The 25084-nt window shown below is 39.3% G+C and carries 19 protein-coding genes and 2 pseudogenes; 16 read left to right on the forward strand and 5 right to left on the reverse strand.

Translation table 11 applies throughout. From position 1 onward, the window contains the following. Positions 1-35: 35 nt before the first annotated feature. Positions 36-800 carry a 3-oxoacyl-[acyl-carrier-protein] reductase gene (gene fabG, locus IQ259_RS18775; protein ID WP_193887519.1) on the reverse strand — a complete coding sequence of 255 codons (765 nt, stop codon included), beginning with the start codon at positions 798-800 and terminating at the stop codon, positions 36-38. Positions 801-968: 168 nt separating this feature from the next. On the opposite strand from fabG, the gene trxA reads away from it, so the two are divergent. Next, positions 969-1286: a thioredoxin gene (gene trxA, locus IQ259_RS18780; protein ID WP_193887520.1), complete on the forward strand. Its 318-nt coding sequence runs from the start codon at positions 969-971 to the stop codon at positions 1284-1286. 208 nt (positions 1287-1494) lie between these two features. On the opposite strand, the gene IQ259_RS18785 is transcribed toward trxA, so the two are convergent. Beyond that, positions 1495-3048 carry an NAD(P)H-quinone oxidoreductase subunit N gene (locus tag IQ259_RS18785; RefSeq protein WP_193887521.1) on the reverse strand — a complete coding sequence of 518 codons (1554 nt, stop codon included), beginning with the start codon at positions 3046-3048 and terminating at the stop codon, positions 1495-1497. Between the two features lie 333 nt (positions 3049-3381). Here IQ259_RS18785 and IQ259_RS18790 point away from each other — a divergent pair. The 4 genes and pseudogenes from IQ259_RS18790 to IQ259_RS18805 all read left to right on the forward strand — a co-directional run. Beyond that, positions 3382-3552: pseudogene (locus IQ259_RS18790) on the forward strand (four helix bundle protein); the annotation flags it as partial. Between the two features lie 432 nt (positions 3553-3984). Further along, positions 3985-5595, forward strand: coding sequence for a mechanosensitive ion channel family protein (locus tag IQ259_RS18795; protein WP_193887522.1), 1611 nt, complete (start codon positions 3985-3987; stop codon positions 5593-5595). A gap of 133 nt (positions 5596-5728) precedes the next feature. Further along, positions 5729-5992: a hypothetical protein gene (locus IQ259_RS18800; protein WP_193887523.1), complete on the forward strand. Its 264-nt coding sequence runs from the start codon at positions 5729-5731 to the stop codon at positions 5990-5992. A gap of 325 nt (positions 5993-6317) precedes the next feature. After that, positions 6318-6689 (forward strand): hypothetical protein, encoded by a 372-nt coding sequence (locus IQ259_RS18805; RefSeq protein WP_193887537.1) that lies wholly within the window; start codon positions 6318-6320, stop codon positions 6687-6689. 35 nt (positions 6690-6724) lie between these two features. On the opposite strand, the gene IQ259_RS18810 is transcribed toward IQ259_RS18805, so the two are convergent. Both IQ259_RS18810 and IQ259_RS18815 read right to left on the reverse strand, forming a co-directional pair. Beyond that, positions 6725-7873 carry a glycosyltransferase gene (locus IQ259_RS18810; RefSeq protein WP_193887524.1) on the reverse strand — a complete coding sequence of 383 codons (1149 nt, stop codon included), beginning with the start codon at positions 7871-7873 and terminating at the stop codon, positions 6725-6727. A 30-nt stretch (positions 7874-7903) separates the two neighbouring features. Further along, positions 7904-9073, reverse strand: coding sequence for a glycosyltransferase family 4 protein (locus tag IQ259_RS18815; RefSeq protein ID WP_193887525.1), 1170 nt, complete (start codon positions 9071-9073; stop codon positions 7904-7906). Between the two features lie 858 nt (positions 9074-9931). Here IQ259_RS18815 and IQ259_RS18820 point away from each other — a divergent pair. From IQ259_RS18820 to recQ, 10 genes and pseudogenes are all read left to right on the forward strand, one after another. Continuing rightward, positions 9932-12124, forward strand: coding sequence for a hypothetical protein (locus tag IQ259_RS18820; protein ID WP_193887526.1), 2193 nt, complete (start codon positions 9932-9934; stop codon positions 12122-12124). Between the two features lie 470 nt (positions 12125-12594). Then, a complete protein-coding gene (locus tag IQ259_RS18825; protein WP_193887527.1) occupies positions 12595-13380 on the forward strand; it encodes a PIG-L deacetylase family protein in 786 nt (261 codons plus the stop codon). 142 nt (positions 13381-13522) lie between these two features. Further along, complete coding sequence (locus tag IQ259_RS18830; RefSeq protein WP_193887528.1) at positions 13523-14662, forward strand: glycosyltransferase family 4 protein; 1140 nt, start codon at positions 13523-13525, stop codon at positions 14660-14662. Between the two features lie 434 nt (positions 14663-15096). Further along, positions 15097-17757, forward strand: a complete 2661-nt coding sequence (gene acnB / locus IQ259_RS18835; protein ID WP_193887529.1) for a bifunctional aconitate hydratase 2/2-methylisocitrate dehydratase — start codon at positions 15097-15099, stop codon at positions 17755-17757. A gap of 154 nt (positions 17758-17911) precedes the next feature. Further along, the gene (locus tag IQ259_RS18840) at positions 17912-19618 is read left to right on the forward strand and encodes a DUF262 domain-containing protein (RefSeq protein WP_193887530.1); all 1707 of its coding nucleotides are present in this window, start codon (positions 17912-17914) and stop codon (positions 19616-19618) included. A 212-nt stretch (positions 19619-19830) separates the two neighbouring features. Beyond that, on the forward strand, positions 19831-20250 hold the full coding sequence (locus IQ259_RS18845; RefSeq protein WP_193887531.1) for an endonuclease domain-containing protein: 420 nt from the start codon (positions 19831-19833) through the stop codon (positions 20248-20250). Between the two features lie 114 nt (positions 20251-20364). After that, complete coding sequence (locus tag IQ259_RS18850; protein ID WP_193887532.1) at positions 20365-20631, forward strand: type II toxin-antitoxin system HicB family antitoxin; 267 nt, start codon at positions 20365-20367, stop codon at positions 20629-20631. Beyond that, a complete protein-coding gene (locus IQ259_RS18855) occupies positions 20624-20863 on the forward strand; it encodes a type II toxin-antitoxin system HicA family toxin (RefSeq protein ID WP_193887533.1) in 240 nt (79 codons plus the stop codon). Before IQ259_RS18850 ends, IQ259_RS18855 begins: the two co-directional genes overlap by 8 nt. Before the next feature lie 37 nt (positions 20864-20900). Then, positions 20901-21140, forward strand: a pseudogene (locus tag IQ259_RS18860) (DUF29 domain-containing protein); the annotation flags it as partial. 112 nt (positions 21141-21252) lie between these two features. After that, on the forward strand, positions 21253-23409 hold the full coding sequence (gene recQ, locus IQ259_RS18865; protein WP_193887538.1) for a DNA helicase RecQ: 2157 nt from the start codon (positions 21253-21255) through the stop codon (positions 23407-23409). Between the two features lie 236 nt (positions 23410-23645). On the opposite strand, the gene IQ259_RS18870 is transcribed toward recQ, so the two are convergent. Continuing rightward, positions 23646-23789 (reverse strand): hypothetical protein, encoded by a 144-nt coding sequence (locus IQ259_RS18870; RefSeq protein WP_193887534.1) that lies wholly within the window; start codon positions 23787-23789, stop codon positions 23646-23648. Between the two features lie 238 nt (positions 23790-24027). Here IQ259_RS18870 and IQ259_RS18875 point away from each other — a divergent pair, with 238 nt between their 5' ends. Next, positions 24028-24600, forward strand: a complete 573-nt coding sequence (locus IQ259_RS18875; RefSeq protein ID WP_193887535.1) for a transposase — start codon at positions 24028-24030, stop codon at positions 24598-24600. The last annotated feature ends 484 nt before the right edge of the window (positions 24601-25084 follow it).

A 25084-nucleotide genomic window follows, 5' to 3' on the forward strand; every position in this document is an offset into this window, starting at 1 on the left:
TTACGAATTACGAATTACGAATTACGAATTAGTAACTACATCACCATGCCACCGTCGACGTTAAAGACTTGCCCAGTGACGTAAACAGCGGCGGGATCGGCAGCAAGGAAGCGCACCATACCAGCAACTTCTTCGGGTTGCCCGTAGCGACCAAGAGGAATATATTTCAAAATTTCTTCGGTGTTGCTAAGATTGCTGGTCATATCGGTGGCAATAAAACCAGGGGCAACGGCGTTAACGGTGATCCCACGGGTAGCTAGTTCTTTAGCAACAGTTTTAGTAAAGCCAATGACACCTGCTTTGGCTGCGCTGTAGTTTGCTTGACCAGGATTACCCATTTGTCCGGCAACGGAGGTAATGTTAATAATCCGCCCAGAACGTTGCTTGAGCATGATTTTACTAACGGCGCGGGTACATAAGAAAACGCCAGTTAAGTTAAGGTCTATTACGGCTTGCCATTCTTCTGGCTTCATCCGCAAAAGTAATGTGTCGCGGGTGATTCCGGCATTGTTAACGAGGATATCTACTCGACCAAATTTTTCTGTGGTGGCATTGATGAGTGAGTCTACTTGATCTGCTTGAGAAACATCGGCTTGCAGCGCAACAGCCTGTCCTCCGACTGATGTGATTTCTGTAACTACAGTATCTGCTGCTGTACTGGAGCTAGCATAATTAACGACGACACTAGCGCCATATTTGGCTAATTCAAGTGCGATCGCCCGCCCAATTCCCCGCGAACCGCCTGTGACAATGGCTACTTTTTGTTTGAGACTTTGCAGGTTTTCTGGCAAAACTTCCATAAATTATTCCTTAAGCTTTTGAATCACCGCGCTAATTATCTTATGGTGAAAGCATGAAATTTCATACTTCAGTTGACCATTGACTATAAAAATAAAATAATGTTACATCCATTTTAGAAAGCACGCATTAAGATTGAAATCAATCCATAGAAATTCGGTGTGTGTCATATGGCAACTAAAAAACATTTCAACAGTTTTGAAGAAATGCTTTCTGGTTCTGATGTACCTGTATTAGTAGATTTTTATGCTGAATGGTGCGGCCCTTGTAAGTTGATGGGGTCGATTTTAGATCAAGTGAATGCCCAGTTGAAAGACCGTCTAAGGATTGTCAAAATTGACACGGAAAAATACACCGAATTGGCCAGCCAGTATCGTATTGAAGCCTTGCCAACACTTGTGTTATTTAAAAATGGTCAGCCCGTGGATAAAATTGAGGGAGTTTTACAAGCACCGCAGTTAGTCCAACATCTCCAAAGTTTAATTTAGTGAGGAGATTTCTCAAAGGTGCGATCGCCTAATCAAGTTTTTCCTTCAACTCATAAAAGTATTTGAGGAAAGCGAATCGCATTCTCAATAGATGTAAAGAAATATTTCTTTTTTTGAAACAGAAATATTTTTGTGTAGCAAAAATGGCTAATAGCTTTTCAGAATTGATGATTAGCTATTAGCCATAAATAAGTTAAGTACAGATAAGCTACAACTTTTCTGGCTGCTCCAGAGAGACTGTACTCACTTTAGTAGTTGTTGCTTGTAAGAATTGCGTATGAGAGATGGAATTGTTAGCTAGTGTAAACAGTGGATTTGATAAAACCCCTGCTATGGAAGTAGCAATCAAGGTTACTACTAGCCCTACTTGTAAAGGTCTTAATCCAGGCAAATTCCAACGCACTTCAGGATAATTTTTCACTACATCGGACATTTCTTGGGGTTCTTTAACTACCATCATTTTGACTACGCGAATGTAGTAATAGATGGAGACGACACTAGTCACCAAACCTAGCAAAACTAATCCATAAAGACCAGCTTGCCAACCAGCCCAGAACAAGTAGATTTTACCGAAAAATCCAGCTAGAGGTGGAATACCGCCCAAAGAAAGTAGGGAAAGGCTCAAGGCTAATGTCAACAGTGGGTCTTTTTGATATAGACCTGAGTATTCAGCAATCTGGTCGGTTCCTGTCCGTAGGGAGAAGAGAATCACGCAGGTAAAGCCGCACAGATTCATAAACAAATAAACCAGTAGGTAAAATACCATACTGGAGTATCCTGCCTCTGTACCAGCAATCAAGCCAATCATCACAAACCCAGCTTGAGCAATGGATGAATAAGCCAGCATCCGTTTCATGCTGGTTTGTGCGAGAGCGACCACATTACCCAAAACCATACTGAGAATGGCGAGGGCTGTAAAGACAAATCTCCACTCGTCAGCCACCATTGGGAAGGCTGTAGTTAGTAAGCGGATGGCTAAAGCAAACCCCGCTGCTTTGGAACCAACAGATAAAAAGGCAATTACCGGAGTAGGAGCGCCTTCGTAAACATCTGGTGTCCACTGGTGAAAAGGTGCAGCGGAAATTTTGAAGCCAATACCTGCAATTACGAAAACAAGAGCAATCACCAAACCTAATGATTGACTGACATTAGCTGTGATAATACCATCGGCGATCGCACTTAATTCTGTTTGACCACCAGATAGTCCATACAGCAGAGAAACACCATAGAGAAATACTGCTGTACTAGCAGCACCAATTAATAGGTATTTCAGTGCCGCTTCGTTAGAACGAGGATCACGTTTGGTATAACCTGTTAGTAGATAGGAGGAGATACTTAAAGTTTCTAGTGAGATGAAAATCATCACCAATTCACTAGCACCAGATAAGAACATTCCTCCTAGAGTAGCAGTCATCAAAATTGCGATAAATTCTGCTAGAGCAGTACCACTTTGCTCAATGTAGCGAATTGACATCAATATAGTCACGATCGCAGACAAAGCGATAATACCGCGAAAGACAATACTGAGGTCATCACCAACAAAGCCACCGCTAAAGGAGATGGGATTGATAGCATCCCATCTATAGTACAGGGCGACGATCGCGGCCAGTAAACCTGCGATCGCTAGATATCCAATCCAGCGTGAAGATGTACGCCCCAAAATCAAATCAACAATCAAAACCCCCAAGAGGGTGACTATAACAATCCCCTCTGGTAGAATCGTTCCAGCATTTAACTGGGATGCAAGATTAGCAAAATCCATGAGATATATAGGGTTTGGCGATTAGACATTCAGGCTAACTTTGTTCATTTTATCTATTGTTCATTACCAAAGTTGCAATTCACCTTTGTGTCTTAAGCATAGACTGACTCTTGAGTAAGATTAGCTTAAAATAGGTTGCATCCAAGATTCTACAACTATAGTTTTTACGAGTTTTAGGGTGGGAGCAACGCGATTTTGTGAGAATTCTGCGTTCAAGGCAGGAGGCAGAGGGCAGAAGGAAAGAAACAACTATTTTTTCAGATATCAAACCGATAACAAGGTCTTATTTTTGCCTCCTGCCTCCTGCCTTTCAACTCCTGCCTCCTCTCCTCATATATCCAATTTCTACACATTGCTTTAGGTTCGCTGAGAGAGCTTGATACTCAGTTGATTATTTCTAAGGAAGTCGGATTAGCATCGCCTGAACTATTTACTCCTGTTTTGGAAGAAGTCGATAGGTTTCAAGGAATTTTAGTGTCAAGCATTCAAAAGATTAAATCTTAAAACCCTTCTGTCTCTTACCTCCTGCCTCCTGCCCTCTGCCTCCTGCCTCCTGCCTCCTGCCCTCTGCCTCCTGCCTTGTCATAACGACAATTTTTAACACCGACCTACTTACGCTGCGTTCAACTTGCCAAAGATACTAACGACAGGCTCGACAAAATTCTAGCCGAGTTGGATAACGCAGCTTAGGGATTTTCCACAAATCAATGTTTTAATTTATCTTTGGCAAGAGTATAATCAAAACTTCATCTAATTCTCGCCAAAAGCTGATGAAGTATTTTGTCATCTATCTAAAGGGATAAAAAGAAAAAAATGCAATAATTTTCAACATTTACCTGAAAACTTAACTTTAGATAGGTACAATTACTGAAGTCAATACACGAGGATGGTCGAGGCAGTACTCAAAATGTAGATTTCGCTCAAGGAGGTGTTGGAGTGCGTGTGCATTTATTAGCGATCGCAGGTGCAACAGTAATCAACGTTGTGTCTGTACCAAGAGCCACAGCCCAGTTTCCCTTTTTACCGTTATTACCAAGTCCCGGTAATTTAACTAACGAATCAGAGAATAAAAGTGTTTCTGGCTGGATATATTTGGACGGTCGCCGTGTGTTTCAGATAGCTGCAACCAGAACTAATTTTCCGGAGCGATCGCAAAATATCCAACGGAATTTAAATCAAATTACCCAAAATTACCTTCAATCACCGGCACAAACAGTCAAGGTAGAGGTGAAAACAGTCAACGATTATCCCGTGATCCGCATGAATGGGGAATATCTAATGACTGTCACATCGGAAGATGCCAAACTCCGACAGGAAGAACTATCGATAGCAGCAAATGAAATTGCTGATACATTGCGAAATGCCTTACCAGAGACAAGACGAGAACGACAAACTCAATATCTAATTAACCAAGGAAAAATAGCCGTTGGTATTGCGCTGGTAATGCTTGTTAGCAGTTGCGGGGTCTATTACTGGCAACGCCGTTCCAAAAAGAATTCTGCCAGCCCCACTCCCCCAACTTCTCAAACAGCTCAACCAATCGCCACACAACTCAATCAACAGCAACATCGTCATCTCCAAGAAGTCAAGAAAAGATTGTTTCAGTTAACTCAAGCAGGAATTTGGGGCGGTGGAAATTTCATCATTTTAGGTTTATTTCCCTATACACGCACATTTCAGCCAGCAATTCTTGGCGCTGCCCAAATTCCGATCAAGTTGGCTGTTGTTGTTCTGGGAACTTATGTCGTCACCCGTTTGAGCTACGCTTTAATCGATCGCTTCACCACAACCTTAATTAGTAGTGGTGCTTTATTAGGCTCAGACACTTCCGAACGCCTGCGGTTGCGAGTTTCCACATTTTCAGGCGTAACTAAAAGTATTGTGACTATCATCTGGGTCGGAGTTGGTGTCTTACTCGCCCTAGTTGCCTTGGGTATAGATATCGTTCCCTTACTAGCAGGTGCTGGTTTAGTTGGTGTGGCCGTATCGCTGGCTTCCCAAAACCTGATTAAAGATGCAATTAACGGCTTCTTGATTATTCTTGAAGACCAGTACGCCTTAGGCGATGTGATTAATGTCGGTGATGTAGGTGGCTTAGTAGAAAACCTGAATCTGCGGATGACTCAACTACGAGATGCAGAAGGACGCTTAATCACAATTCCCAATAGCGAGGTGAAAGTAGTTGCCAATTTATCGAGTCGCTGGTCACGAGCCGATTTAACTATCCCAGTCGCCTATGAAACTGATATTGACCATGCGTTGAAGTTGCTGGAAAAAGTGGCTATGGATATGAATCAAGATCCGCAATGGAAACGTCAAATTATCGAAACACCGCAAGTTTTAGGCATCGATAATTTTGGCGATCGCGGTTTAATGATTCGTGTCTGGATTAAGACCCAACCACTCAAACAATGGGATGTCGCACGCGAATATCGTCGCCGCCTCAAAAATACCTTTGACCAAGCCGGTATCATTATTCCTGTGCCACAACAAGCCGTTTGGGTGAATGATGCACAACTATTGAATGCACAGATGAATGGTAAATAGTCAATAGTGGACATCTTGTAGGGTGGGCATCTTGCTCACCCTAATCAATTAGCAGGTGAGATAACCTCTGTTCATCACAGTACATTTGTACTATAATGGATATAGCATCCACAAATCCTAGTGCAGTGCAACTATGATCAAGCATTACATTCTCAATCTCAATCCAACTGCCAAGCACGAATGGGATCGCTGTATTTTACGTGACCCACTAACTGCAAAACGCCCAGACTTCTCCAGATTAATCGCCGAAGCAGTTGGTGCTGATACAGGAAGTTATTTAGTCAGTGTGAATATCGAAATACAGGTATTAGAACAAGCAGCCGTACCCCAAGCTGAACAGCTTTCACTTTCTTTTCCAGAGGTATCACTCCCGTCGCCGATGAGAGAAGCGGCGTAGTGAATCACAATTCTATTACAGACGTTGCATCGCAGCGTCTGTATATAATTTGCTGGGAGTATTACTTTAAAGTTGAAACTGCGTTTCATCAAGTCTGCAAATACGATTTTTTGTGGCATTTTCAGTACATTTTTACTATAATAGATATATCAAGTACAAGTTATGGTCTTCTACGCCGAAAAAGCATCTTTTTGACTTCAAGATGTAACTATCTTTTCGCTACTCTCAGAAGAATTTTGAAAGCAGAGAATAGAAGTATTTTCTAAAACTTCTAATGTCTCTTCTGCTCCTTGATGAATTGAGGTTTTTAGAGGAAGATTATTTGATGATGCAAATGAGTCATTATCCATCTGCGATCGCTCAGGCTGCTCAACGTGCAAATGAACTAGACTCGCAGTTGATGGCAGTACAGCACCAAATTAACCGCTTTGAAGGTAATGCAGACCGGGCTGCTGCTTTTGATATGGATTTGAAAAATGATGCTCAACGCAAGGCGCGGCGTTTTGAAGTGCTGATGCTGAATCACGAATATCAAAAGGCGATGGATGCACTAATTCAACTGACTATGGAAAAAGCCAATGCGATCGCTCATTTAGAATATCTGCGTAACCAGTTTAGTGTAGCTAAGTTAGAAGCAAGATTAGCGATCGCGCAACAACTCACTGATTATGAATCGCGGGAATTAGTGGGTTTATAGTCAATACGTAGAGACGTTACATCGTAACGTCTTTACTATTTATTAGTAAATCGAGAATCCAACAGTTGAGCAATTTGCTGATTAATAATCGCCACATCAAAACGCTGACTAGCAATATTCCTAGCATGATCAGCGATAGTTGCAGTTATCTCGATTTCCTGAAAACAGCTATTAATTACTTTTGCAAGTTCTTGGGGTTCTCCCGGTGTAGTTAAAAAACCATTTACCCCATGTTCGACTAATTCCATAGCGCCGCCAGCTTTGGCTGCAATTACAGGTGTGCCACACAACATCGCTTCAACAATTACTCTCCCAAAAGGTTCTGGTGCGGTAGAAGTATGAGTCACTAAATTACAAGCTGACATTAACTGCGGAATATCGGAACGAAATCCTAAAAATTTGACCCGATTTTCTAGTCTCAGTTCTGCAACTTGTTGATGCAATTTCTGCACATAATCTTGTTCGCCAAATAGGGCATCACCAACTAAAATTGCTGTAACTTGTGGCGGACATTGTGCTAAAGCTTCAATTAAAATATGCTGTCCTTTCCAAGGTGCAAGTCGGCTGAAATGTCCGACAACAAGCTTATCTTCTAGCCCTAAATCTTGCCGTATTTGTTTAATTTCAGCATCAGGGATTTGATAGTTTTTGCTTTCAAAACCGTTATAGACAATTGCTGTTAGTTCTGATTTACCTCCGGCTTGGACAAATGCTTTTTGACTAGCCAGAGAATTAACAATTACTAATGATGCAAAAAAATTAGCCAAAGTGACAGCAACTCGCAAGTTAGTTTGGCTAAAATGTTCGGAAGAAAGAATATCGTGTAAATGATAGACTAAAGGACGACGTGTTAAAAAACTAGCTACTGCGCCAATAACTAATGCTTTTTGAGTATTGGCATAAATTAAATCATATTTTTTAGCTATTTTTATAACTTTAAATAATAAAGGTGCTAGTTGTTTTAAACTTGCTAACGCTTGAAATAAATTGCTTTGTTTTTTTACTTGGATTGGTTGTGTTGCTAATACTTCTACGGGGATTTGATGTTGCTGGAGTAAAACTTTAAAAGCGCCATCAGCAAACAAGCCAACTAAAGCGCGATCGCCATAGGGTTTAGCAATATCTATTAAACAAAGTTCTGCTCCACCTGGTTTACCACTTTGGTCTAAAAATAGAATTTTCATAAAATATTTTGAGATTTTAAAATTAACATTTTAGGCTAAGAGAACATGCCGCACTTTTTGAGCTATCAAAGACCAGTCGTAGTGAGTAACAGCATACTGGCGACAAGCTTGGCGGGAAGGAATAAGGAGTTCTCCTAATAGGATATTTTCTAATTTTTCAGCAATTGCTGAAGCTTCTGTAGAAGTAGTAATTAAATCTGGCGAGAATTGAGTTAAAATTTCTGGCATTCCCCCAACTGGAGTACACAAAACAGGTGTACCACAAGCTAAAGATTCAACAATTGCTAAACCAAAACCTTCAAAAGATTGACTAGGCATGACAGTTAAATCAGCAGCTTGGTAAGCTATAGGTAATTGCTCATCAGGTAGAAAACCTAAAAATTTAACTCTATCTTCCAATCCTAATTCTTTAGCTTGCTGTTGTAGTAAATCTTGCATATAACCACGGCCAGCAATTGCTAACCAAACATCATTAATTTTTGGTTTAATGATTGCCAAAGCTTGCAATAACTTGTCAATACCCATGCGAGAAACTAAGCGGCGAGAAGTAAATAATATCTGACGATTATCTGGCCAGCCTAGTTGTTGTCGTGCCTCTTGTTGTGATAAGTTTGGCTGGAATCGATGAATATTTACTCCACCAGGAATAATATTAATTTTTTCCCAAGGTACTTGATATTGCTGATGTAAAATATTGCCGAATGCTTTGCTAAGAACAATAAAGCGATCGCAGCGATTATAGGTCTTTTGTTCTATTAACCAACGCTTGACATTAATACTGAGTTTATTTGTAACTATTTCTTGTTCACTTTCTGATGCCCAGGGGCCATGAAAGTTAAAGGTAATCGGTATATTTTGAGGTAAAATATCCATAATTGGAAAGCTATATAATGCAAAATGCAAATTAATCGCATCTGGTTTTCTGATTCTCGTTTTCTTGAAGTTAGTACGAATAGACCAGAGTCGTTGCCAAATTGCAGTGTCTGGATAGGCTAAATTAGTTAACTTAATGGGTAAATTTAAATCAGTCTCTGGTAAACCAATTCCACATAATTCTATTTGATCTTGACAGGCTGCTAATTGATGAGTTAATTCATAAACATACCTTTCTAATCCTCCAGGTGTTTTAGGAAACCAGCCTAAACCAAGAGCAAGTATAGATGCAGATTTAGGATTAAAATTTTCTTTTTTACATTCCACTTACTTATCTCCTATGAATTATTGAGTGTGTATATTTTTACTATCACTCTCACATCAAATACTTGTTCAATTTTGCAGTAAATTAATTCAGCTAATACTTATATCCTGTAATTTTTACAAAAATCAGCACTCTTTGTGTCCTACTGTATGCAGATTTTGATTTTAGACATCTAACTACTAAAATTTAAAAAGCTAACCATAGGAGACAAGATTTTTTTGCAGAGAACACTAATTTATAAACTATTTATATGCTTGTGTCAAGAAATAGTTATGTTATCTAGATAGCAAAAATTTTTCTAGTAGCCATGCTTATTTTTTTACCTAAATCTTCCTCAAGTAATAAAATCTATTAATTATGAAAATAATTTTGAACTTTTTGTATTTACTTTTACTTTTTAAGTTATTTATCAGTCAATATTGATACTAATATAAAGATAATTCCGGGAATTTATGACAGATACTTTAAAAATTCGTGTGTTTTTTATAAAGTTTAGGTAAATATCAATTTTAAAATATCAAGTGTTTGTTATCTATGTAATATATTCTGCAAGAAATAAGGTTAGTAACTAAGCTGAAATTTTCAAATTTCAAGCATACAGGCTGATATCAGGCGCAAATACACATAGCATCTCACCATAGACAATAGTCCATCATTCACATACGATACACCAGGGTTGCTGATGGATATCTATTGAAGCCGAAGTGTTGATAAGACCACTTAAAACCATATCCAGCCTATTTTTTGACAGAAAATTATTAGCCAAAACTATTTGATTGGTGTATTTTTTGTTTTTGTATTGAGACAAAAATGAAAAATAGATTTAATTGACAATGATGATTTAAAAAATTAGGGATATTATGCGAAAAAAAACACATGCGCTATTTAAACAATTTAATAAATACATTCAAAAAATATCTAAATCAGGAAATAATCGGCAGTTCAAGCCAGTTTGTTTTATGCTTCTTGGAATAGCTGTAATATTGATCGCAATTTCTACTGAGATAACTACCGAGTCAAATGTCATAGGTGTTGCTGCAACTAGTTATAAAACATCATGGTTAGGCAATAGTTTTGGCGGTGGAAATAAGTGGGTGCAAAACAATATTAAAGCGATGTATGTTGCTCCAAATGGCACAGTTTATACTAATAGTCCTTGGGATGAAGCTGGTAGAGAAGCAGGTATATATAAAGATGGTAATGTAATTGGTAGTGCTGATGATACTCACGGCTGGAGTCGCAGTGGTGGTAAAGCTGTAACAGCCAATAATAAATATATTTATATTGCCTTAACGCAAGGACATATTGACAGAAAAGACCAAGATTATCCACCGAAAGGAACAACTTGGTATACTGTCAGACGCTATAACTTATCGGGAAAACCAGCACCTTTTAGCAAGGGACGTGGTTGGGATAAAAGCATGTTAATTATCAGTAATAAAAGTGAAATTACTGGATTAGCAACTGCGGCAAATGAGTTATATGTGAGTGACTCTCCTACTAATCAAATTCGCGTTTATAATAGCGAAACAATGGAAGAATTGCGTAACTTTAGCGTAGTTCAGCCAGGAGCGATCGCAGTAGATAAACAAGCAAATCTTTGGATTATCCACAACGGCAACCAGATTTCCTGCTATTCTCCCACGGGTAAGCAATTATCTCAACCAATTACCAGTATTGCCAAACCAAGCGCGATCGCCATCGATCATCAAGGTAGACTTTTAGTTGCAGACAACAGTCAGCGTCAGCAAATATTAATTTACAACATCAAAAATCAGCCTGTGCAGGTTGGAACTTTTGGGATTAAAGGCGGTGTTTATGCCGGTACTCCTGGTGAAATCCAGCCGTTGAAACTATATGGTATTACCGGAGTTGGTGCTGATAGCGCCGGTAATATCTATGTCAATAGCAATGGCTTTAATAACTCAGGTACAAACTTACGCAAATTTTCATCATCGGGGAAACAACTGTGGGAATTACACGGATTATTATTTGTGGATAACGCCGATGCTGATCCGAAAACTGATGGCGTAGATGTGTTCACCAAGCAAGAACACTTTTTGATGGACTATAACCAGCCTACAGGTAAGCAATGGACTTACAAAGCTTACACCTTAAATCCTTTTAAATATCCCCAAGATCCGCGCTTACACACTTCCCCAGATGCTACCTTTGTGCGTCGCATTCAAGGTAAGCCGTTTTTGTTTCTCACAGATATGTACTCCAGCTTTATGCAAATTTACCGTTTTAATCCTGCTAAAGATGGTAAGATTGCGATTCCGGCGGGGATGTTTGTGGGTACACATGGCGGTGGTGAGAAATCAATTCGCGGAAATTGGCCGCCCCATCAACCAAATAAAGGAGAATGGATCTGGCGCGATCGCAATGGTAATGGTGCATTTGATCAAGGTGAATATGATCAAAGCAAAGACTATCCCTACTTAGGTGGATGGTGGGTGGATAGTAAAGGTGATGTTTGGAAAACCTTGCGGACTCAAGATGGTATTCGTCGCTATCCAATGCAAGGACTAGATAAGCATGGAAATCCCATCTACAGCTATAGTTCAATGCAGAAGCAGAAAACTCCTAGCATGTTTACCGATTTGCGACGCATCGAATACTTCCCAGAAACTGATACGATGTATTTGTCAGGTTTTACTGTTGATCATCCCGCGATCGGTGACGACACAAAAGTAGTCGGCTCAGAAATAATCCGGTTTGATAATTGGAGTAAAGGCAATTCCACACCTCGTTGGCGTATCGTCGTTCCCCACGACACCACAGGTAAGCGTGAAATAGCCACCGCATCTATGAGTGTAGCCGGAGATTATGTGTTTGCTGTCACATTCAAAACGGCAGAAGTTTACGTTTATAATGCCACAACTGGAGCTACTGTTAAAACATTAAAACCAGGCCCAGAAGTTGCAGGTGAAAGTGGCTGGATTGATATACCCCAAGGTATTCGTGCTTTTCGTCGTTCTAATGGTGAATATGTAGTTTTTGTGGAAGAAGATTGGAAAGGGAAAGTGATTATATATCGCTTCAAAAGTTAGCTTATCAATGTAGACTGCAAAAATCATCAAGTATAGATCCCCGACTTCTTGAAGAAGTCGGGGATCTATTTATTCACGAATATTTTTTTATTTGATACTAATAAAATCTATAGAACTCATATTTGATTTTTGAAATATACGTAAGGTGCGTTATGCTACGCAATAATACACCCTACAAAGACCTAGATTTTTTCATAAGTCAAATCGGATTCCTATATATTGATTTAGTTTAGTAGTTGCTTTATATTAATTAAAATTTTTTCATCAAATGAATACATATTGAGTTTTCATACATGTTAAAAGTGAATTATTTAAGTTATAAATTTATTTTAAATTTGCCGCAAAAGATATGTGAACTTGTAAAAAACAAGCTGAAAATTTAGAGTTATAAAGTAAAAATAATATAGCTCAGGATCAATCATCAAAAATTCAAACATTAAGTTAATCTAGTATTTTTTGACTAAAAATATATGAAAATTAAAAATTATTTGCAAAAGATACAAAAATTGATTCCTAGTGCTTGGCTTGAGCGAATGCAGTATATACATTGCAGCTTACTAGTGCGCTGGATTTTGCTTCGAGGAAGTCAGCCATTAGAATTTAGCCAAAAATCAGCGATGGTATTTTCTCCTCATCAAGATGATGAAACATTTGGTTGTGGTGGGATGATTGCTCATAAATGCCAGCAAGGAATTCCAGTATTAGTAGTGTTTCTTACCAATGGACAAGGTTCTAGAAATGCAGATGTAGAATCTAGAAATAAAATTGTTCAAACTCGCAAACAAGAAGCAATAAAAGCCTTAAATATATTAGGTGTAGAGACATCAGCAATTTACTTTTTAGATAAAGCAGACGGGAGTTTACAAGATTTAAAAACAGAAGAAAAGCAACAAGCGATCGCACAAATAGCAGAACTCCTCAACTCTTATCAACCAGAGGAAGTTTATGTACCCCATAGAAAAGACTGTCATCGAGATCATGAGGCGGCGTACGATTTGGTGAAAGCAGCAATTAATCAAACACAAATTGCAGCAGAACTTATCCAATATCCCATCTGGTTATTCTGGAGAGCGCCATTATTTATTATGCTCAAATTGCCAGATATAGCCGCAGCTTACTGTTTTTCTATTGCCTCAGTCCAGGAGAAGAAAAATCAAGCGATCGCCTCATATACTTCTCAACTTGACAGTTTACCTAATGGGTTTATTAAGCGTTTCTTGGGTGCTTATGAAATATTTTTTAAAGTTGAATCTTAATTGTTGTATCAGTTAAAAATGTAACAATTAATTAACTGTACCTGATTATCTCAATTGCGGCATTTTATGAGATTTAAAAATTCAAGAGAATGCCGCAAAATCCACCACAAAAAATACATAAAATCTGTAGATAAAAATTTCTATGAGAATATTACATATTACAAATCATCTAGAAAAAATTGGTAATGGAATTGTTAATGTAGCAGTAGACTTAGCCTGTCTACAATCTCAAGATGGTCATGATGTTGCAGTAGCTTCTGCTGGTGGAGAATTTGAGACATTACTAGCACGTCATAACACCAAACACTTCCAATTAGATCAATCCAGACAACCACTCAATTTGCTCAAAGCTGTTTGGCGTTTTAGAGAGATTGTACAACAGTTTCAACCTGATATTGTCCATGCACATATGATGACAGGAGTAGTGCTGGCAGGAATTTTACGCAAAGCCCATAAGTATAATTTAGTGTCTACAGTACACAACGAGTTTCAGCGTAGTGCAGTCTTGATGGGATTAGCAGATCGGGTAATAGCCGTCAGTCAAGCAGTATGTCATTCAATGTTACAGCGTGGCATACCTCAAAACAAGTTACGCGTAGTTTCCAACGGCACATTAGGCAGTCCTCGCCATCTCAGCATTCAAGATTACCAACCCCTACCCTTACATCACCCGTCCATCACTACCGTTGCCGGGATGTATACTCGTAAAGGTATTGCAGAGTTAATCGCCGCATTTACAAAAATTGCTCCAGACTTTCCTAAAGCACACTTATATTTAGTTGGAAACGGCCCGGATCGTTCTATATTTGAAGCAATAGTACAAAATACACCCTGCGACAAACTGCGCCAACGCATTCATTTTGAAGGTTTTCAGCCAGAACCACAACGTTATATGCTGGCAAGCGATATTTTTGTCCTTGCTTCTCACTGCGAATCCTTCGGTTTAGTGTTAACAGAAGCGCGAGAAGCTGGCTGCGCTATTATTGCCAGCGATGTAGACGGCATTCCTGAAACATTAGATAATCGCCAAGCTGGTATTTTAGTACCACCAAAAGATAGTCAAACCTTAGCAGCAGCTTTAGCACAATTACTCAGCAATCCCGCACAACTTCATTATTGGAAAAATCGTGCCAAACAAAATATAGAACGATTCAAAGCAGCACGAGTGCATGAAGAAACAATGACTGTTTACCGTGAATTAGTCAAAAACTATAACCTCCGTGCAGTTATGGATGCACAAGAAGCCTTACTCATCAAAACTCCCACAGCCCCAATGCGTTGAATAAACAAATGTACAATCTATGTGTAATATCAAGTTCAGATAAACACTAAATAAAACCTGGCATAAACCCATTAATAAAAGCGATCGCAGCAATTAAAATATCTTCAGTTTGAATTAGTACTTAAAACTATACTTTAAGTATAAAACACAATTGCTTATCGGCAATTACCAGTAAGACTTTCAGCTATAAAATCAAGTAAATTTTTATAGCCAAGTCTTGCCTAAAAATATTTCATAATTAAGGAGAGAACATCACGCCGTGTGCAACTTTCTCTCAAACCTAACCCCCAACCCCTTCCCTACGTTCGCGCAGCGTGTCGAAGACAGGGAAGGGGAGCAAAAATTAAAGCCTTTCCCCGCGTCGGGGAGAGGTTTGGAGAGGGGTTTTAAAAATAAGTCGCACATCGCGTAACATCCCAACGGAGAATACAAAAATGCTAGAACAATACCGTCAACACGTCGCAGAAAGGGCAGCATTAGGAATTCCCCCCTTACCGTTGGATGCGAAGCAAACCTCAGAATTATGTGAATTACTGAAGAATCCGCCCAAGGGTGAAGAAGAAACATTATTACATTTATTGCGCGATCGCGTACCCCCTGGAGTTGATGCGGCGGCTTACGTTAAAGCTGGGTTCCTCACAGCCATTGCCAAAAACGAAGTTAAAAGCCCTATCATTTCGCCTATAGAAGCGGTGCAATTGCTGGGAACAATGGTCGGCGGCTACAATGTACAATCATTAATTGAGTTGTTGCAATTTGCCACCACATCCACATCAGACTCTTCCGAAACACCTCTAGTTATGGGAGGGGAAGGTAAAGAACCAATTGCAGCCTACGCCGCCGCCGCCCTCAGCAAAATTCTTTTGGTGTATGATGCGTTTCATGATGTTTTGGAGTTAGCTAAAACCAATCCCTACGCCAAGCAGGTAGTCAACTCCTGGGCAGAAGCTGAATGGTTTACTGTGCGTCCCAAGTTACCAGAATACATTAACGTCACCGTTTTTAAAGTCCCTGGCGAAACCAACACCGACGACTTATCACCAGCTACCCACGCCACCACCCGCCCAGATATTCCCTTACACGCCTTGGCGATGTTAGAAACGCGCCAACCGAGTAGCTTAGAAACTATCGCTGAGTTGAAAAAGCAAGGACATCCGGTGGCTTACGTCGGGGATGTAGTAGGTACAGGTTCCTCCCGCAAGTCTGCGATTAACTCAGTGTTGTGGCACATGGGACAAGATATACCCTTTGTGCCTAACAAACGTGCTGGAGGATACATTTTAGGTGGTGCGATCGCGCCTATCTTTTTTAATACAGCCGAAGATGCTGGTGCTTTGCCAATTCAATGCGACGTTACCAAGCTTGAAACTGGCATGGTAATCACCATCTATCCCTACAAAGGTACAATTACCAACGAAGCAGGCGAAGTTATTTCCACCTTCACCCTCAAACCCGACACCATCTTTGATGAAGTTCGCGCCGGTGGACGCATACCCTTATTAATTGGGCGTACCCTCACCGACAAAACCCGCCAAGTACTAGGGTTAGAACCAAGCACCTTATTTATCCGTCCCCAGCAACCAGCCGACACAGGTAAAGGTTACACCCTCGCCCAAAAAATGGTGGGGAAAGCTTGCGGTTTACCCGGTGTTCGTCCTGGTACATCTTGCGAACCCATCATGACAACCGTTGGTTCTCAAGATACCACAGGCCCCATGACCCGCGACGAATTAAAAGAACTTGCTTGTCTCGGCTTCAGTGCAGACTTAGTAATGCAGAGTTTCTGCCACACCGCAGCATATCCCAAACCCGTTGATATTAAAACTCACCACGACTTACCTGACTTCTTCGCCCAACGTGGCGGTGTCGCCTTGCGTCCCGGTGATGGTATCATCCACTCTTGGCTAAACCGGATGCTGTTACCCGACACCGTAGGTACAGGCGGCGACTCACACACCCGCTTCCCCTTGGGTATTTCCTTCCCTGCTGGTTCTGGCTTAGTTGCCTTTGCGGGTGCGTTGGGTGTGATGCCTTTAGATATGCCAGAGTCAGTTTTGGTACGTTTCAAAGGTGAATTGCAACCCGGTATCACCTTAAGAGATATCGTCAACGCCATTCCCTATGTCGCCATGCAAAAAGGCTTGCTGACAGTAGAGAAGCAAAATAAAAAGAATGTCTTCTCCGGCAAAATTTTAGAAATGGAAGGCTTACCAGACTTAAAAGTAGAACAAGCCTTTGAACTGACAGATGCTTCCGCCGAACGTTCTTGTGCAGGTTGCACAATTAAGTTGAGTGTTGAGACAGTTTCAGAATATCTGCGTTCTAACATTACGCTGTTAAAAAACATGGTAGCCAGAGGCTATCACGATGAACGCACCATCATGCGCCGCGTCGCCAAAATGTCAGAATGGTTAGCCAACCCCGTATTACTAGAAGCCGACGCAGATGCAGAGTATGCAGAAATAATTGAAATTGATTTGAACGAAATCACAGAACCAATTGTTGCTGCTCCCAACGACCCCGATAATGTTAAGTTATTATCGGAAGTTGCTAATGATCCAGTACAAGAAGTATTTGTTGGTTCTTGTATGACAAATATTGGTCATTATCGGGCAACTGCGAAAGTTTTAGAAGGTGCAGGTTCAGTTAAAACTCGCCTGTGGATAGCACCACCAACCCGCATGGATGAACACCAATTAAAAGAAGAAGGTGTGTATGGCATTTTTGGTGCGGCTGGCGCAAGAACAGAAATGCCCGGATGCAGTTTGTGTATGGGAAATCAGGCGCGAGTTGCTGATGGCACAACTGTATTTTCTACCTCTACCCGCAACTTCAATAACCGCATGGGTAAAGATGCAAGAGTATATTTAGGTTCAGCCGAATTAGCAGCAGTTTGCGCGTTATTAGGGCGTATTCCCACAGTTCAAGAATATCTTGATATTGTGGCGAATAAGATTCATCCTTTTGCTGATAATTTGTATCGATATTTGAACTTTGATCAAATTGCTGGTTTTGAGGATGAAGGGCGAGTGATTCCGTTGGAAGAGATGCCTAGGATTGAGGATATTTTGGGTATGCCTACTGCGGCGAGGTAGTAATAATTGCTTGTCCAATTTTAAACTATAGCTAAGAATTTTCCCAAAAAAGCCCGTTTTTGTGGGCTTTTTTTTGTATATTTACGGTTATTACTTTTTCAAGTAAATTAAGTTTATTATTGTTAATCTAGATCAAATTATACCAATATTCACAATGAAAGCCTCAGAAACAACGCTCCGTAACTTACTAGAAGGTGGTAAACAATTCCAAATACCTCTGTTTCAACGACCATACTCTTGGAAAGAAGAAAATTGGAAGACTCTTTGGGAAGATTTGATGAACCTTTACAACGATGAAGTACAAGGTTCGTATTTTCTTGGCCCCATAGTCACACAAGCAGAATTAGGAACAGCTGACGGCATCACTCCATATGTTGTTATAGATGGTCAACAACGTCTTACCACCCTTAGCATTCTCTTAGCAGCATTACGAAATCATCTCAAAAAATATGATAAACAGATGTCTGAACAAATATATGAATTTTATTTAATTAACAAATATCATAAAAATGATGATTACTTTAAAGTATTACCTACTCAAAATGACCGTGATGCATATAAAAGTATAGTTGAATTTAAAACTGCTAAAACTGCTAAAACTAAAAATATAGAAGCACAGTTAGGGCAAATACATGCAGCTTATAATTTTTTTGATAAACGGCTGAAAGAATCTGTACCTGAGCAAGATATACCACTTGATTTAACAAAACTGAAAAAAATTATATTAGAGCAATTAGTTATAGTAAATATCACTTCTGATGCAAACGATAACCCATATCTTATTTTTGAAAGTTTAAATAATAAGGGAGAAGAACTAACTCAGGTAGACTTGGTGCGTAACTATATATTTATGAGGTTACCGCATGAAGAGAGGGAAGATGTATATGAGAATGAATGGTTACCTTTTATAGAAAGTTTTAAATCTACTGTTGGCCAAAAAGAGTATGCAGATGAATTAACAAATGCATTTTGGTTTTATTTACGTAAAGATGGTGAAGCAGTTCACCAGAAAGAAATCTACAAAAATATCAAAAAACGTTTTGATAAGTCAGAGATTGGTGTAAAATCTGAGCTAAAAACCCTCATACAGTTTACAAGGTATTATCAACGTCTTAATTTTTGCGAACAAGAACCAGAGCCTAAATTAAGAGCTTGCTTTGAGCGATTAAAGAGGCTGGACTTTACAACTTGTCATATATTCCTACTCAATGTTTATCATGAGTATGAAGAGGAACGCTTATCGCTTAATCAGTTTGAAGAAATTTTACGTTATTTAGAGTCTTATTTTGTACGTCGTTTATTTGTTGGAATTTCCACCAAAAGTTTAGGAGCAGTTTTCAATGCTTTGTACAGTGAAGTTCAGAAAGCAAATCCTGCTAATTTGGTTGATGGATTACAACAAGTCTTGAAGGGCTATGATAAGAGTAAAGTTTGGCCGGATGATGATGCATTACGTGATGGTATTATTACCAAGGATGTATACACTACAAGTTTGAGTGATAGAGCAAAGCTCCTTTTAGAAAGTCTAGAGTCATTTCTTACTAAGGAAAAAGTTACTCCGGATAGTGTAACTGTCGAACATATCATGCCCCAGAAATTAAATAAAGAATGGAAAACAATGTTAGGGGCTAATCATGATTCTGTGCATAAAAAATTGCAGCACACTTTGGGTAACCTAACTTTAACAGGATATAATTCTGAAATGGGTAATAAACCTTTTGCAGAAAAATTGCAATATTTCCATACTAGTAACTTGTCCTTAAATCAATATTTCAGAAAGATAGATGTTTGGGATGAAGAAGCAATCAAAAAACGTGCAGAACACTTAGCGGACATTGCTATTAAAGTTTGGCCTAGATAAAGGAAGTATTTCATTCAAAGAATACCAATGTTTAATTAAGCATCTGATCAAATTACGATCGCACCTTACCATATTCCACATAAACCTAACCCTCCAGCCCCTTTCCTCGTAGAAAAGGGAGAGAAATCATGCTCCCCTCTCCGCGTCGGAGAGGGGTTGGGGGAGAGGTCAGCCATAATGTATGAATCAACACCAGCCTCTACATTTCATACATGAATAATCCAACCCCGCTACACAAATCACCACTTCAAGAAGATAGAACTCATAACATAATCATCGGTCAAACAATAAACCCAGATAAAATGCAGCTTGCGAAAGAACTTAGCTGTCAAATGACACTAGAAGAAAAAATTCTTTGGCAACATCTGCGCTGTAATCGCCTCAATGGTTTACATTTTCGTCGTCAGCAAATCATTGATGGTTTTATTGCAGATTTTTACTGTCACGCAGCTAGATTAGTGATAGAGGTGGATGGAAAAATTCATGAAAAACAAGCTGAATATGATGCCGAACGTGACAAAGTTTTGTTAGCCAGAGGATTGCGTTTATTAAGGATTAAAAATGAGGAAGTGACACAGGAAATTGATTGGGTTTTAATGCTGATTTGTCAAGCTTGTTTTGAAGAGACCTAACCCCCTAACCCCCTTCCCTCGTAGGGAAGGGGGGACAATCTTGCTGTTTTTTCTGTGTTGAAGATTAGGGCGATCGCCTAAAATAGTAAATAAAAACAAATACTTTGAATGCCAATGGAATTTTACACAGTCGTCCTTAGACAAAGCACTGCTTATTGGGTGGCTTTGTGTTTAGAAAATGGTATTGTAGGGCAGGGCAATACTCAAGAAGATGCCATTAGCAAACTCAAAGAAGCAATTGAGTCTTTTCAGGTTATATATGACACTGAAAGTAATATTTATAAATCACCTATTTCTATAGAGGAATTGCATGAGTTTTTGCTGTTAGAAGACAAGGGACAAGACTCTGAAATATATCAATTAAGGAAGGTTTATGCCTAAAAATATACCTGCCTTAAAACCAAAAGAGTTAATTAAGCTTTTAGAACAAGGAGGTTGTACATTTCATCGAGAAGGAAAAGGCGATCATTGCTTATATACTCGTGAAGTTGATGGACAACGTAGAGTTGTTCCTATAGATATGGGTGCAGGGGAAATGTCTCCTGCTTATGTTTTGCGGATTTTTCGGCAGTTTGGTTTTAGTGATGAAGAAATTGAATATTTGTTAAAGTAAATAATATCAGAGATCGCTTCATAAATTAACATTTAAATGGCAATATCAACTGGAAAAACGCAGTGAAAGTTGGCGCAGTACCATTACTGAACAACGCATCTTTATTGAAGTATCATTAGAGGATAGCCCTAGTTTGCAACCTCTACTTACAGAAGTATTTGAAGATTATTATCAAAAAGCTCGTTTCAAAGCATCTGATGAAACAGGCATTAAATTAAATTTCTTTCCTAAAGAATCCCCTTTTACTTTAGAAGAAACTCTTAACAATTCTTTTTGATTAATTAAACTAGTACAAAAACGCGCTCAGTATGTAGGTGCGAAGAAGGTTTTGTGCTTTTATAATCTTGGTATCAACCACTCATGCAGAAGGCAGCCAAAAAGCGATCGCTATGCTTCAGTATCCTAATCTCGAACAAGCGCTAAAATATCACTTCGGTTATGATCAGTTCCGTCCTGGACAGCGACAAATTATCGAAGATGCGCTACAAAATCGAGATTTGCTGGTTGTAATGCCAACGGGTGGGGGAAAGTCTTTGTGCTTTCAGTTACCAGCATTGATTAAAAAGGGACTGACGGTGGTGGTGTCGCCGTTAATTGCATTGATGCAAGACCAAGTAGAAGCACTGCGAAATAATAATATTAGTGCGACGTTTCTTAATAGTAGTTTGAATGCGTATCAGGTGCGATCGCGGGAAGAAGCTATCCTCAATGGTAAGGTAAGGTTACTTTACGTTGCTCCAGAACGTCTTTTGAGTGAAAGGTTTTTACCATTTCTCGATTTAGTAAATCACACAGTCGGCATTTCTACTTTTGCCATTGATGAAGCGCACTGCGTTTCTGAATGGGGACATGACTTTCGTCCAGAATATCGCCAATTGAAATCGCTGCGATCGCGTTATCCAAATGTCCCAACTATTGCGCTAACGGCGACGGCGACAGTACGCGTCCGTTCTGATATCATCCAACAAATCGGATTAAAGCAACCTAGTATTCACATTGCTAGTTTTAACCGCCAAAATCTTTACTATGAAATTCGCCCTAAAACCAAGTACGCTTATGCTGAATTATTGGAACTAATTCGAGATACAGAAGGTTCAGCGATTATTTATTGTTTGACTCGCAAAAAAGTTGATGAACTAACGTTTAAATTACAAAATGATAAGGTTTCAGTTCTTGCTTATCATGCAGGATTAACCGACGAGGAACGTAGTAATAATCAAACCCGATTTATTCGAGATGATGCGCGGGTAATGGTAGCAACAATTGCCTTTGGTATGGGGATTAATAAACCAGATGTGCGGCTGGTAATTCACTTTGATATTCCCCGAAATTTAGAAAGTTACTATCAAGAATCAGGCAGGGCAGGTAGAGATGGTGAACCATCGCGCTGTACTATCTTTTTTAGCTTTGGTGATATCAAAACTATTGAATGGAGTATTAACCAAAAAACCGATGCTCACGAACAATTGATTGCTAAACAACAACTGCGGCAAATGATAGACTACGCTGAGGGTACAGATTGCCGTCGCACTATTCAACTAAGTTATTTTGGAGAAAGGTTTCTCGGAAATTGCGATAACTGTGATAATTGTCGTCATCCTAAACCTGTGGAAGACTGGACAATTGAAGCCATGAAATTTTTATCTTGTGTGGCGCGTTGTAAAGAAAGATTTGGGATGTTACATATTATTGATGTGTTGCGGGGGGCAAAAAACCAGAAAATTACCCAATACGAACATGAAAAACTTTCTACTTACGGTATTGGTAAAGATAGAAGTGTGGATGAGTGGCGAACTTTGGGGCGATCGCTTTTACATCAAGGTTTGCTAGAACAAACTAATGATGGTTATTCTGTTTTAAAATTAAATGCCCACAGTTGGGAAGTGATGCGACGACAACGCAAAGTAGAAATTGCTGTGTCTGCAAACCAAAAAGTTGTTTTACTAGAAGATAATCCCAAAGCCGCAGAAGCAGAAGAATTATTGCATAAATTGCGATCGCTACGCAAACAATTGGCTGATGAACAGTCTGTACCACCTTACGTGATCTTTCATGACTCGACGTTAAAATTGATGGTGCAAGTACAACCTAAAACTTTAGTTGAGTTTGGTAAGTTGTCTGGTGTTGGAAGTCACAAACTTGCCCAATACGGTGAAAAGTTCTTAGCAGAAATTCGAGGCTACCGTCAAGACAAAAATTCGGAGAACCAATCTGTTGACTATACGCCTTCACTCAGTTTAATGTCTGGTACTGAATTACAAACATTACAGTTACATCAACAAGGTTTAAGTGTTGGTGAAATTGCCAAACAACGAAAACTTAGTCCATCTACAGTTGTTAGTCATCTGACAAGATTAATAGAGAAAAATCAGCCTGTAGATTTAAATTTGCTAGTACCTTTAGAACATCATCAAAAAATTTGGCAAGTACTGGAAGTTCTCGGCGATATTCCCCTAACTCCACTGAAAGAACAATTGGGTACAGCCTACACCTTTGATGAAATTCGCTTAGTTAAAGAAAAGTGGCGCAAGGAAAAGCGCAAGTAATTTTGTGGGTTAATTGACAATGAGGCGATCGCCTAAACTATACGGTTATTATCTCAGACAGCTAGTCAGCTTTTTTTAACGTGAATTCGATGAACCTCTCCCCAACCCCTCTCCGCATCGGAGAGGGGCAGAAATATTACTCATTGTTCACGAAAAAACTAGGCTTTCAAAGCCTCTCTCCTTTTAGTGGAGAGGTTTGGAGAGGGGTTTTTCCAATCCGTCGAACTCACGTTTTTTTAGGATATTTCCGAACTAGATACAGGTTGAGTTGCTACTTCAGCGTTGCTTCTGTCAGCCAAAATTACAGACAGCAGCTTTGGCAACATCAAACAAGCAACGGTATTCACCAGTGTCAGTAATAGCCCATCTATCAAACTCATAATATAAACACCTTGTTTCAAAAATTTTGTTTGTTATTTATCTAGTGTGAAACATAATCAGTCACATAAACTACATTAGTGCTTTTGATTTTCTTCTAGTCTCCATAAGCTAGTTCAATGTTTAGTTTTGTAACACTTCTAAATTATTTGTGAAGAACAAGATCCCCGACTTCTTTAAGAAGTCGGGGATCTGATCTCTCGCCGGGAATACTAAAAGCGACATCTTATAAACTTATCTATGCCGCGACGAAACATTCCCCTACAAACTGGAAACTTTTATCATATTTACAATCGGGGAAATAATCACCAAATTATTTTCTTTGAGCATGAAAATTATATTTATTTTCTGAAGTTAATAAGAGAGCATCTCATCAGTAATGCAGTAGATATCGTCGCTTATTGTTTAATGCCAAATCACTATCATTTTTTAGTCTACCTCAAAGATGAAACTCTATCTGATGCGATGAAATCACTCTCACTAGCCTATACAAAAGCAATTAATAAACGTTTTAATCGTTCTGGAGTATTATTTCAAGGACGGTTCCAAAGTATCCATATTTCACAGACTGACTATCTAATCAATCTTTCTCGTTACATTCATCTAAATCCAGTGAAAGCAGGACTAGTACAGCAACCTGAAGAATGGGAGTTTTCCAGTTATTTGGAGTATACAGGTTTACGAGCAGGAACGCTACCCAAGATGGATTATATTAAAACGCAGATTGAGGGAGATTCAAGTTATCAGCAATTTTTGGTGGATTGTAATTTACCTAATAGTATTAGCTTCAAGAAACTGCTGCTGGATGACTAGATCCCCGACTTCTTAAAGAAGTCGGGGATCTGAAAGCGATCGCATCAATCAAATTATCGTATTTTTGGAGAATATGATATTGGGTTTGGTTTTACTCCACCTAACCGACAAATAACTAAACTAAATCTTAATCCAACTGCCACCGTTGATCTGTGGTAGAACCATTATCAGCATTACGTCCAGAACGCTCACAATCCCAAAGTTGTAGAGCTGCTCCGTTGCTTCTTCCTGGCGATCCAGCAACGTCAATGCACTTCCCTGAGAGTGAATTAACTATAAGGGACTTCCAGAGAATAAAATATACAACTTATGAAAATGATAATCATTCCGGTGGGGGGAAGGGAAAGGTTGCTAACGGCAACCTTTCCCTTCCCTTTTTGTAGTAAATTCAATGATGATTCGATTTTGGATGTGCATAGGTGTCAATGGAATTAACAGATTCACTAAAGCATTTGTTGAAGGAAACTGCACAGCAATTAAAAGG

Origin of the sequence: Fortiea sp. LEGE XX443 (assembly GCF_015206815.1) — a bacterium.
In the GTDB taxonomy this organism is placed as follows: Bacteria; Cyanobacteriota; Cyanobacteriia; order Cyanobacteriales; family Nostocaceae; genus Nostoc_B.

Coding starts and splice junctions, on each gene's coding strand:
- trxA (WP_193887520.1), top strand. CDS start 969: ATGGCAACTAAAAAACATTTCAACAGTTTTGAAGAAATGCTTTCTGGT.
- IQ259_RS18805 (WP_193887537.1), top strand. CDS start 6,318: ATGATGCAAATGAGTCATTATCCATCTGCGATCGCTCAGGCTGCTCAA.
- IQ259_RS18810 (WP_193887524.1), bottom strand. CDS start 7,873: ATGAAAATTCTATTTTTAGACCAAAGTGGTAAACCAGGTGGAGCAGAA.
- IQ259_RS18820 (WP_193887526.1), top strand. CDS start 9,932: ATGCGAAAAAAAACACATGCGCTATTTAAACAATTTAATAAATACATT.
- IQ259_RS18830 (WP_193887528.1), top strand. CDS start 13,523: ATGAGAATATTACATATTACAAATCATCTAGAAAAAATTGGTAATGGA.
- IQ259_RS18855 (WP_193887533.1), top strand. CDS start 20,624: ATGCCTAAAAATATACCTGCCTTAAAACCAAAAGAGTTAATTAAGCTT.
- recQ (WP_193887538.1), top strand. CDS start 21,253: ATGCTTCAGTATCCTAATCTCGAACAAGCGCTAAAATATCACTTCGGT.
- IQ259_RS18870 (WP_193887534.1), bottom strand. CDS start 23,789: ATGAGTTTGATAGATGGGCTATTACTGACACTGGTGAATACCGTTGCT.
- IQ259_RS18845 (WP_193887531.1), top strand. CDS start 19,831: ATGAATAATCCAACCCCGCTACACAAATCACCACTTCAAGAAGATAGA.
- IQ259_RS18840 (WP_193887530.1), top strand. CDS start 17,912: ATGAAAGCCTCAGAAACAACGCTCCGTAACTTACTAGAAGGTGGTAAA.
- IQ259_RS18825 (WP_193887527.1), top strand. CDS start 12,595: ATGAAAATTAAAAATTATTTGCAAAAGATACAAAAATTGATTCCTAGT.
- IQ259_RS18875 (WP_193887535.1), top strand. CDS start 24,028: ATGCCGCGACGAAACATTCCCCTACAAACTGGAAACTTTTATCATATT.
- IQ259_RS18850 (WP_193887532.1), top strand. CDS start 20,365: ATGGAATTTTACACAGTCGTCCTTAGACAAAGCACTGCTTATTGGGTG.
- fabG (WP_193887519.1), bottom strand. CDS start 800: ATGGAAGTTTTGCCAGAAAACCTGCAAAGTCTCAAACAAAAAGTAGCC.
- acnB (WP_193887529.1), top strand. CDS start 15,097: ATGCTAGAACAATACCGTCAACACGTCGCAGAAAGGGCAGCATTAGGA.
- IQ259_RS18800 (WP_193887523.1), top strand. CDS start 5,729: ATGATCAAGCATTACATTCTCAATCTCAATCCAACTGCCAAGCACGAA.
- IQ259_RS18785 (WP_193887521.1), bottom strand. CDS start 3,048: ATGGATTTTGCTAATCTTGCATCCCAGTTAAATGCTGGAACGATTCTA.